7 protein-coding genes and 3 pseudogenes are annotated in these 8,461 nt (G+C 73.8%); 5 read left to right on the forward strand and 5 right to left on the reverse strand.

The features are described from left to right. Nucleotides 1-242: 242 nt before the first annotated feature. Both AXW62_RS29775 and AXW62_RS29780 read right to left on the reverse strand, forming a co-directional pair. The gene (locus tag AXW62_RS29775) at nt 243-995 is read right to left on the reverse strand and encodes an SDR family NAD(P)-dependent oxidoreductase (protein WP_107406365.1); all 753 of its coding nucleotides are present in this window, start codon (nt 993-995) and stop codon (nt 243-245) included. An 82-nt stretch (nt 996-1,077) separates the two neighbouring features. After that, nucleotides 1,078-1,812, reverse strand: a complete 735-nt coding sequence (locus tag AXW62_RS29780) for an alpha/beta fold hydrolase (protein WP_060947242.1) — start codon at nt 1,810-1,812, stop codon at nt 1,078-1,080. A 63-nt stretch (nt 1,813-1,875) separates the two neighbouring features. Between AXW62_RS29780 and AXW62_RS47270 the strand changes: the two are divergent. From AXW62_RS47270 to AXW62_RS41625, 3 pseudogenes are all read left to right on the forward strand, one after another. Continuing rightward, nucleotides 1,876-2,703: pseudogene (locus AXW62_RS47270) on the forward strand (helix-turn-helix transcriptional regulator); the annotation flags it as partial. A 357-nt stretch (nt 2,704-3,060) separates the two neighbouring features. Then, a pseudogene (locus AXW62_RS47500) lies at nt 3,061-3,276 on the forward strand (WCX domain-containing protein); the annotation flags it as partial. Nucleotides 3,277-3,302: 26 nt separating this feature from the next. Continuing rightward, a pseudogene (locus AXW62_RS41625) lies at nt 3,303-3,443 on the forward strand (LysR family transcriptional regulator); the annotation flags it as partial. 292 nt (nt 3,444-3,735) lie between these two features. Here AXW62_RS41625 and AXW62_RS29795 read toward each other — a convergent pair. Further along, nucleotides 3,736-4,542 carry a sulfite exporter TauE/SafE family protein gene (locus AXW62_RS29795; protein ID WP_060947244.1) on the reverse strand — a complete coding sequence of 269 codons (807 nt, stop codon included), beginning with the start codon at nt 4,540-4,542 and terminating at the stop codon, nt 3,736-3,738. A 108-nt stretch (nt 4,543-4,650) separates the two neighbouring features. Between AXW62_RS29795 and AXW62_RS29800 the strand changes: the two genes are divergently transcribed. Together AXW62_RS29800 and AXW62_RS29805 are read left to right on the forward strand one after the other, a co-directional pair. Beyond that, a complete protein-coding gene (locus AXW62_RS29800; protein ID WP_060947245.1) occupies nt 4,651-5,436 on the forward strand; it encodes an AraC family transcriptional regulator in 786 nt (261 codons plus the stop codon). Between the two features lie 237 nt (nt 5,437-5,673). Continuing rightward, nucleotides 5,674-6,768: an MBL fold metallo-hydrolase gene (locus AXW62_RS29805; RefSeq protein WP_063817685.1), complete on the forward strand. Its 1,095-nt coding sequence runs from the start codon at nt 5,674-5,676 to the stop codon at nt 6,766-6,768. Nucleotides 6,769-6,947: 179 nt separating this feature from the next. Here AXW62_RS29805 and AXW62_RS29810 read toward each other — a convergent pair whose 3' ends face one another. Continuing rightward, complete coding sequence (locus AXW62_RS29810; protein ID WP_060947246.1) at nt 6,948-7,265, reverse strand: hypothetical protein; 318 nt, start codon at nt 7,263-7,265, stop codon at nt 6,948-6,950. An 80-nt stretch (nt 7,266-7,345) separates the two neighbouring features. Beyond that, nucleotides 7,346-8,035 carry a DJ-1/PfpI family protein gene (locus tag AXW62_RS29815; RefSeq protein ID WP_060947247.1) on the reverse strand — a complete coding sequence of 230 codons (690 nt, stop codon included), beginning with the start codon at nt 8,033-8,035 and terminating at the stop codon, nt 7,346-7,348. Nucleotides 8,036-8,461 lie beyond the last annotated feature (426 nt).

Raw genomic sequence — 8,461 nt, forward strand, 5'->3', positions numbered from 1 at the left:
GGACGCGGCGCGCGCGCGAGCCGCGCGAGGCGGTGACGCGGCCGCCGGCCAGCCGGTGCCGCCTGCGTACGGTGCGNACGGCGGGCGGATCCGCACGCGGTCCGAGCGCGTCCGGCCCGCCACCGGGAACAGGTGGCGGGCCGGACGGGACGACGAGGGAGCCTCACGGGCGGTCCCGAGGGCGACCGCGCTCGGCCGCGGGTGCACTCAGGCCCGCGGTGCGCTCAAGGCCCTCGGTGCGCTCAGGTCGCGTTGCGGCCGCCGTCGACGTCGAGGACGGCGCCCTGGACGAAGGTGGCGCCCTCGCCGACGAGGTAGGTGATGGCGGCGGCGATCTCCTCGGGCACCGCCGGGCGCCCGGCGGGAGCGAGTGCGGCGAGCTGGTCGACCTGGTCGCCGAGCGGCCGGGTGCCCTCGGTGCGGGTGGGCCCGGGGCTGACCGCGTTGACCCGTACGCCACTGGGCCCGAACTCGGCCGCCCACGCCTTGGTGAGCAGGGTCAGCGCCGCCTTGCTGGAGCCGTAGAGGGCCAGCCCGGCCATCCCGAACCGCGCGGCCATGGTCAGCACGTTGACGATGACTCCGTGACCGCGCGCCGCCATCGCGGGGGCCAGCTCGCCGACCAGCAGGAAAGGCGCCCGGACATTGACGGCGTACACGTGGTCGATGTCCTCGGCGGTGGTGGCGGAGGTGGGGCCGCCGGGGAAGACACCGGCGTTGTTGACGAGGATGTCGACGTGACCGCCGCCCAGATCGATGGCCGCGCGGGCCAGTTCCCGGACGGCGCCGGCGTCACCGAGGTCGCCGGCGACGAAGTCGGCCTTGCCGCCCGAGGAGCGGATCGAGGCGACGGTCTCGTCGCCGCGGGCCGCGTCCCGGCCGCTGACCAGCACATGGGCGCCGCGTCCGGCGAGCGAGAGGGCCGTCGCCCGCCCGATGCCGCTCGTGGCGCCGGTGATCAGCGCGGTGGCGCCGGCGAGTTCGGTGGAGGTCATGGTGTGGGTTTCCTTTCGCGGTACGGGGGCGCACCGCGCCGGGGCGGCGCGGTGTGCCCGGGTCTCGGTGTCAGCAGGGGTGTCAGGCCGCGTCGTGCAGGATCGCGGCCAGTTCGCCGGGCCGGTCGAACATCGGCCAGTGCCAGCCGAGCAGTTCCCGGTACGCCCGGCCGTCGGTCGCCATGTGGCGGAAGGCCGGGACGGTGGCGACGTTCGCCAGGACCTGCTCCGCCGGGAAGCTGCACAGCACATGCAGCCGTGGCAGCCTCTCCCACGCCCCGGTCAGCCGGACCGGGGCGGTGGCGGTGGCCCACGGCTGCGGCACCGACAGCCGCGCCAGCCGGTCGAGCGCGTCGTCGGACAGCCCGGACACCCCGGAGGCCAGTTCCCGCCACGGCGGTGGCGGCAGCTCCCGGCCCTCTCCCGCCGTGCGCACCAGCTCGGCGTTGCGGGCCCGCTCCTCCGGCGGGGCGAACTCCGCGTGGGACATCCCGTCGGGCAGCGGTCCGCTGTCGATGAACACCAGCCGGCTGATCCGCTCGGGCATCCGGTCCGCCACGCTCGGAATGACCACCGCGCCGGCATAGCTGTGCCCGACCAGCACCACATCGCGCAGGTCCTCGTAACGGATCAGTTGGAGCACATCGGTGATGTGCGTCTCCAGGTCGGTGTCGGGCCGGGCCAGATGCGCCCGTTCGCCCATCCCGGTCAGGCTGAGCGCGTGGACGTCGTGGCCACGGCCCCGCAGATCGGCCACCACCGGACGCCAGGCCCAGGCCCCGAGCCAGAACCCGGGAAGAAGTACGTACGTTGCCATGGCCGGCACGTTAGGACGGATACCGGACAGCATCCGCCCGGTATGCGCGCGATACTTTCCGGCATGAACCGACCGACCGCCCGTGTACTCGCCCTGCTGGAGATCCTGCAGGCCGGCGGCACCCGCACCGTCGCCGAACTGGCCGACCGGCTCGGCGTGGACGAGCGCACCGTCCGGCGCTACATCGGCCACCTGATCGACCTGGACGTCCCGGTCCGGTCGGTGCGTGGCCGGTACGGCGGCTACCGGCTCGCCCCCGGCTACCGGATGCCCCCGCTGATGCTCACCGACGAGGAGGCGCTGGCCGTGCTGCTGGGCTTGGTCGCCGGGCGGCGGGCCGGGCTGGTGACCACGTCCGTCGCGGCGGCGGAGAGCGCCGCCGCCAAGGTGCGCCGGGTGCTGCCCGAGGCGCTCGGCCGCCGGCTGGACGCGCTGCTGGCGACCGCCGACTTCACCGCCCCGGCCCGTCCCGTGGTCGTCCCCGGGACGGACGTGCTGCTGATGTTCGCGGAAGCCGCACGGGACCGCAGACCGGTCGCCATCGGCTACACCGGCTGGAAAGGGCGGCGCAGCGAGCGCACCGTGCACCCGTACGGGATCGTCGCCCACTCCGGGCGCTGGTATGTGACGGGGGCGGACTCGGCCAGCGGTGAGGTGCGCATGTTCCGGCTGGACCGGATCGAGACCGCGACGGTGCTGCCGGGGTCGTTCGAGGTGCCCGAGGGATTCGACCCGGCCGCCCGGGTGCTGTCCGGGCTCGCCGGGGTGCCCTACCTGCACGAGGTGTCGCTGCGGGTACGGGGCACGGTCGACCAGGTTCGCCACCGGCTCCCACCCGGGCTGGCCACCGTGACGGAGCTTCCGGCGAGTTCGGCGCGCGAGACCGCCCAGGCGGCGGCCGGTGATGCGAGGCCGGCGGGCGCTGACGCGCGGCCCGGGGGCGGCACGGCGGAACACGCAGGTGGCACGGCGCCGCCAGGCAGCGGCACGGCGGACACCACAGACGATGCGGCACAGCACACAACCAGCACGACGCGACCGGCACACGGCACGGCGGAACACACACGTGGCACGGCGCCGCCAGGCAGCGGCACGGCGGACACCACAGGTGATGCGGCACAGCACACAACCAGCACGACGCGACCGGCAGACGGCACGGAAGAGGCCGCGGGTGGCGCGGCACCGCATACGGGCGGTGCGGCCCAGCACGCCGGGCCGCCCGCCGGCGCCGGGGAGGGGGAGGGCGGCGGATGGGTGCGGGTCCGGCTGCGGGCCGAGCGGCTGGAGTGGGTCCCCTCCGTGCTCGCCTGGCTGGACCTCCCGTTCGTGATCGAGTATCCGGACGCCCTGCGCGACCATGTGCACGCCCTGGCCCGCCGACTCGCCACCGGTGCCGACACGGTCCTCGACGGCGCCGAAGGGGCGCGGACGGGAGGTGCGGGCACCGGCTCCCGCCCCGCTTGACAGGCCGGGCCTCCCACAGATGTGGCATGACCACCGTGGAGTTGCGTGCGTTGCGGTACTTCCTCGCGGTCGCCGAGGAACCGCACTTCGGCCGGGCCGCCGAGCGGTTGCTGATCGCGGGGCCCTCCCCCTCCCAGCAGATCGAGGCGCTGGAACGCGGCCTCGGGCCGGGTACCGGGCGCACGACCGGGTGGCCGGGCGCGGGCATGTGGTGCGGGAAGCCGGTCCGGAGCAGGGCGGCCACGGCGGCGTACGCCGGGGCGACGACGGCCGCGAGGATCGAGGCCCGGTGGTACCTGTGGTGGAGCAGCGGGGTGGCGGCCGACGGGCCCGGGATCTGGCCCACCGAGTACCCCGCCGTCAGCAGGGCGACCGCAGCCGTCGCCATGGTCCTCCGGTGGCGAGCGCGACCGTGCCGGTGATCGAGCGGATCGTCCGGGCCGGGCCCGCCGGGCCGGGTCAGATCCCCGTGGCGACCATCACGATCAGCACCAGCACGAGAAGGGCGATGTAGGCCACGGAGTGGATACGGTCCGGAACACGTCCGGCGACCCTCCTGACCAGGGCGATGGTGGGCAGCGACCCGCTGAGCAGGGCGGCGCAGGCGACGAGGTCGACATAGCCGAGGCGGCCCGTGTGCACCGGTATGGCGGGGGCGAACGCGTAGACGAGGGTGCCGGCCACGGCGACGGGAACGCTGAGGGGGTTCGCCATCGCGGTGGCATTCGCCATCGGCAGGCCCCTGCGTCGCAGGAGCGGCACCGTCATGACGCTGCCGCCCACGCCCAGGCAGGCGGCGACCGCGCCGATTCCGACTCCGCCGAACGTGGTCGCGGCCCGTCCGAGCGGCTGCGGACGGGTGGCCTGCGCGACCGACAGGAACCCCTTCCTCAGCAGGCTGTCGACGATCGTCACCAGCAGATAGACGGCGAAGAGGACCCGCAGCAGCGTGCCGCCGATCCAGGTCGCCACGAAGGACCCGGCGGCGGCGCCGATGAGAACGAACGCCGCCAGCGGCCACACGTACTCCCGGCGAAGCCGCCCCTGACGCAGTTGCGCCAGGGCCGCGGCCATGGCGTTCACCAGCATCACAGCCGTCGATGTCGCCACCGCGATATGCATGGCGTCGGTATCGGAACCCGCTGTGACCTGCAGGAAGCCGTAGACGACGGGGACGGTGATGAAGCCGCCGCCGAAACCGAAGAACACCGTGGTGAGGCCGGTCAGGCAGCCGAAAAGGAACAGAACGAGGAACGAGGTGAGCACTGAAAGGACGCTATGGGCCGCCCGGTATGGCGGGCAATCGATTGACCGCCAGTCTCTTACGCGCACCCGACAGCACGGGCGGCCCGCGGTCCGGCGTAGTCTCGTGCCGTGCGCAACATCCCCGTGGCGGACGTGGAGGACCTCGACCGGGCCGTGCTGGCCATCGGCACCGACTACCCTCCCCAGCACGTCCTCGCCTTCCACGAGCACCGCCGGGCCCAGGTCCTCTACGCCGCCACCGGCGTCATGCGGGTGGAAACCGCGGAAGGGGCCTGGACGGTCCCCACGGCCCGCGCCGTACTGATCCCGCCCAGGACCCCGCACCGGGTCACCATGACGGGGGTCAGCACCCGCAGCCTCTACATCGAACCCGCCGCCGCCCCGTGGTTCCCGCCGCGCTGCCGGGTCGTCGACGTGTCCGCCCTGCTCCGGGCGCTCCTCCTCGACGCCGTCGAGATGGAGCCCCGCTACCCCGAACACGGCCGCGACGCCACCGTCGTCAGCCTCATCCTCCACGAGCTCAGAAACCTCACCCCGCTCCCCCTCGATGTGCCGCTCCCCTCGGACCCGGGGCTGCGCCGGCTGTGCGAGGCGTTCCTGCGCGCCCCCGACATCCATGACCCGCCCGGCCGCTGGGCCACGGCCCTCAGCGTCAGCGAACGCACGCTCGGCCGTCTGTTCCACCGGGAGACCGGGATGAGCTTCAAGCGGTGGCGGCAGCGTGCCTGCATCGTGCACTCCTTGCAGCAGATGGCGGCGGGGGTGCCGGTGACCCGTCTCGCGGCCACCCTCGGTTACGACAACCCCGCCGCGTTCACGGCGGCCTTCAAGAAGGTGCTGGGCCGCCCGCCGACGGCCTTCACCACCGCCGGCCGGCTCGGCCCGGACGCCTGACCCGCCCACCCGGCGCTTTTCCGTTGGAAGTTGGCACTGCCGCCGCTTCTCGCGCCGGCACGGCCCGCCTAGCCTCGGTCTCGCTCATCGCCGGACGCGGCGACCGCGTCCGCCACCGAAAGGTATGCCCAGATGTCCGAGGCCGTGCCGGGAACCACCGGCAGCGACGGAACCCCGAAACGCACGCGTCACCCCCGCGGTCACACCCCCACGAACCGGCGCCGTGTCCTGTCCCTCATGGCCGGGGCGTCCGCGACCGCGGCCCTCGCCACCAGCGGGGCGCGGACCGCCGGCGCGGTGACCCCGGGCCGGCGGGGCCGGACCCGCGTCGTCCTGCTCGGCACGGCCGGCGGACCGACCATGTTCGATCCCGGCCGGGCGGGGGTGTCCACGGCCGTGATCTACGAGGACCGGGTCTATCTCGTCGACCTCGGGATGGGGTCCTTCCTGCGGCTGGGACAGGCCGGTCTCGCCCCGTCGGGGCAGGGCACCCTGCTGTCCAACGTGCGCGGGATCTTCTTCACCCATCTGCACAGTGACCACGTGGTCGACTGGCCCTCGCTGTACGCGACGGCCGCCTTCAACTCCTTCGGCCGGACGCACGGGCCGATCCGCGTGTTCGGGCCGGGCGGGCGCGCCGAATTGCCGCGGGTCTTCCCGCCCGGTGCCCCGGAACCCCCCGTGGTGAACCCCGGTGACCCCGCGCCCGGCACCTCGGCCATGACGTCGTACCTGCGCCAGGCGTTCGCGGCGGACCTGAACGACAGGGAGCGCGACAGCGCCACGCCCGACCCCTCGAGCCTGTTCGACCTGCGGGACATCGATCTGACCGGGGTGTGGGCCGTGGACGCCGCCGGAAAACCGCCCCGCCTGAGCGCCCCGCTCCCGGTGTGGGAGGACGGTGACGTCCGCGTCTCCGCGACCCTCGTCGACCACCACCCCACGGCCCCGGCCTTCGCCTACCGGTTCGACACGCCCGACGGGTCCGTCACGGTCTCTGGCGACACCACGGTCACCCCGAACCTCATCGACCTCGCGCAGGGCACGGACTACCTCGTGCACGAGGTGATCGACAGGCGCTATGTGGAGCGGCTGGTCGCCCAGTTGCCGCCCGACCGCGCGAATGCGCTGCGCGAACACCTCCTCGCCTCGCACACCACCATCGAGCAGGTGGGCCGGGACGTGGCCGAGGCCGCGGGGGCCCGGAACCTGGTGCTCACCCATCTCGTCCCCGCCAACAACGATGTCAGCCGCTGGCGGCTGGCCCGGAAGGGGTACTCGGGCCGCTTGATCGTGGGGGCCGACCTCATGAGTCTCCCGGTGCGTGCCTGACCGAAGGCGCGCGCCGTGTGATACGGAGCGGTGCCCGGCGGCGTCCTGTCGAACGCCGCCGGGCACCGCTCCGTCGCCTGCGCGTTCCGGCCACGCGTTCCAGGCCGGGCCGGAACGCGGAAGAACCGGGCCGACGGCCCGGTTCCCCGACGCGTACGACGGCGCGGCCTTCAGGAGGCTCAGCCCTCCGCCGCCGGGACGGCGCGGCGCTGTCCGGTGACCTTGGAGGCGGGCAGGCGGCCCGCCTTGGAGGTGCCGGTCATCGTGTCGCCGGCGACCGTCATGGTGAACACCAGGTTCAGGCGCATCGGCTTGGTGATGGACTGGTGCCAGGTGAGCTGGTCGCCCTCGTACGAGAGGTCGGCCAGCGGGACCTCCTCTCCCACACCGTGGGCCGTACCGGTCAACGCGCCCTCCTCGCGCCGGAGTTCCACCACGGGCTTGATCCGGCCGATCGGTGTGGCGATGGTCAGATCCCAGGTGCCTTCAACGGACATGATGCGGTGCTTCCTCACGGTGCGACGGGACGGAATGAAACGGATTTCGGAACGGGCCGGAACGGGCCGGAGGGGAGATCTCAGACGGCGAGGGGCTCGGGTCCGAGCGGGCGCCAGACGGTGCCACGGCGCTCGTGCGCGATCAGCTGCTCGACGGAGTGTGCGATCCGCGGCCCCAGTTCGCGCTCCAGCAGGTACAGGCCCAGATCGAGTCCGCAGGTGACACTGGCCCCGGTGACGAGGTCGCCGTCGTCGACGACGCGGGCCTGGACCGCGTTGGCGCCGGTGGCGTCGAGCAGGTCCAGGCCCATCCGGTGGGTGGTGGCGTAGCGGTTCTCCAACAGGCCGGCCATGGCCAGGAGGACAGAGCCCCCGCACACCGTGGCCACGGTCACCTCGGGGCGGTCCATGGCCTCCTTCAGCAGCCGGGGCAGATCGGTCTCCAGGGTGCGGCCCATCAGGACGGGGACGAGGTCGTCCTCCTGCCATTCGCCCGCTCCCGCGTCCTGGTCGGGAACCTCGCCGGGTTCCCCGATACGGCCGGCGGCACCGGGGACGACCACCAGGTCCGCCCTGGCGGGATCCAGGGCGGCGGTGGCGCGCAGCGGTGTGCCGCCGACCCCGCTCACCACCTCACGCGGCCCCTCGGCGGATACCAGCTCCACCCTCATCGCTCCCCCGGATGCCAGTCCGCCGGCGGACAGCACCTCATAGGGGGCGATGACGTCGAGGAGGTCGAAGCCATCGAACAGAACAACCTGGGCGAGCATGAAACATCCCTCATAGGCGGTGACGGCCGGTCTTTCCCGGCCCGGTCCCGACGCTATGGGAGCGCGGAAACCACTCCCAGTGGCATGAGTGACATGGTTCAACGGAATGTCGCCAAGCCGACGGGCGGCAGGCGGTACGGGGTGACGACCTGGTCGGGCGGTCGCGGTGTCGCCGCCGGCCGGTGGCCGGTGGCCGGGGGCCGGTGGCCGGTGGCCGGTGGCCGGTGGCCGGTGGCCGGGGGCCGGTGGCCGCCCGGAGTCTCGGGTCGCGTCGCGGCGCCCCGCCGGACCGGATGGCGCCGACGACGAGATACGCGGCGCACGGCCGCCGGGGCCGACCGCGCACCCCCGGGCCACACCGCGGGGCGGGCCGGTCGAGGCGTCCCGATCCCGGCTCGCCGCCCCGGCGGCGCCGCCTCACCGGCC

This window comes from Streptomyces hygroscopicus subsp. hygroscopicus (genome assembly GCF_001553455.1).
GTDB lineage: Bacteria > Actinomycetota > Actinomycetes > Streptomycetales > Streptomycetaceae > Streptomyces > Streptomyces hygroscopicus.

What these genes read in the sequence shown, in the direction of transcription:
- AXW62_RS29805 (WP_063817685.1), top strand. Translation starts at nt 5,674, where the DNA reads ATGGCCGGGGCGTCCGCGACCGCGGCCCTCGCCACCAGCGGGGCGCGG.
- AXW62_RS29810 (WP_060947246.1), bottom strand. Translation starts at nt 7,265, where the DNA reads ATGTCCGTTGAAGGCACCTGGGATCTGACCATCGCCACACCGATCGGC.
- AXW62_RS29775 (WP_107406365.1), bottom strand. Translation starts at nt 995, where the DNA reads ATGACCTCCACCGAACTCGCCGGCGCCACCGCGCTGATCACCGGCGCC.
- AXW62_RS29815 (WP_060947247.1), bottom strand. Translation starts at nt 8,035, where the DNA reads ATGCTCGCCCAGGTTGTTCTGTTCGATGGCTTCGACCTCCTCGACGTC.
- AXW62_RS29780 (WP_060947242.1), bottom strand. Translation starts at nt 1,812, where the DNA reads ATGGCAACGTACGTACTTCTTCCCGGGTTCTGGCTCGGGGCCTGGGCC.